Annotated in this window: 1 protein-coding gene; it reads left to right on the forward strand. The window is 56.6% G+C overall.

Annotation, left to right across the window (positions count from 1 at the left end):
- Nucleotides 1-231: 231 nt before the first annotated feature.
- A complete protein-coding gene (gene rph, locus NW815_RS13820; protein ID WP_011433341.1) occupies nucleotides 232-966 on the forward strand; it encodes a ribonuclease PH in 735 nt (244 codons plus the stop codon).
- Nucleotides 967-1,156 lie beyond the last annotated feature (190 nt).

Consider the following 1,156-nt stretch of genomic DNA (forward strand, 5'->3'; position numbering starts at 1 on the left):
GCGCATAGCGCGGGTGTCGGGTAGTTTACAAGTGCTTCACTTTCTTCCGCGTAGAGGTGGCATACCCGGCAATATCCAATTTGCGGCGGTTGCTACACTTGTCGTCCTTGCCTTCCCAGACCAATTCCGTCCGCAGCCGTCGCCCCAGTCATATTCTGCAGAGATTCCAAGTCCTGAGCCGCATTGGGCAGACATGGTTGACAATGCGAGGGATCCCTCTTTGAACTGTCCATGAGCTGGCAACGCCCAGATAATCGCACCGCTGCTCAATTGCGCCCGGTTTCTTTTGAGCGCCACTTTACCCGCTATGCCCCTGGCTCGGTGTTGGTCAAGTTCGGCCATACCCATGTCCTTTGCACCGCCAGTGTGGCCGAAGAAGTTCCCCCTTTTCTGCAGAACACCGGCCAAGGCTGGCTGACGGCTGAGTACCGCATGTTGCCCGGAGCCACGCAACAACGACAGCCGCGGGAAATGTTGAAACTATCGGGCCGTACTGCCGAGATTCAACGGCTCATCGGGCGCAGTCTGCGCGCCGCCTTGGATTTTCGCAAGCTGGGATCCCGTACCATCACCGTCGATGCCGATGTGCTGCAGGCCGATGGCGGAACGCGCACCGCCGCGATCACAGGGGGCTATGTGGCTCTGCACGACGCCATCACTTGGCTGTACAAACAGGGGGCGCTGGATCCGGCCCAGGGATCCCCGCTGCGGCAGCAGGTGGCGGCCCTTTCAGTAGGAATTGTGCAGGGAGAGGTACTTGTGGATCTGTGCTATGAGGAAGACAGCCAAGCCGAGGTGGACATGAACATTGTTATGAACGAGCAGGGATCCTTCATCGAGATCCAGGGCACTGCCGAAGCCGCCTGCTTCAGTCGCCCGCAACTGCTACAAATGTTGGAGATGGCCCAAGCCGGGATCCAAGAATTGCTACAAGCCCAACGGCAGGCTCTCAATTTAGAAAGATAGAGCCATAGCCGGACCCTGGCCTTGCAATGGTAATCCTTCAAGGCACTGCATATGGGATTGCATGGGTGTATATCCTGGTTGGCAAAGCGGTATTCCCTTGCTGTAAAGGAATGGCCGGGAAAGCTAAGATCAGCCAGTTGTTAAAATAAGTGAGCTCTCTGAAGCTGATACATTTACGCTGAACACTGCT

Source organism: Synechococcus sp. R6-7, assembly GCF_047461695.1.
In the GTDB taxonomy this organism is placed as follows: domain Bacteria; phylum Cyanobacteriota; class Cyanobacteriia; order Thermostichales; family Thermostichaceae; genus Thermostichus.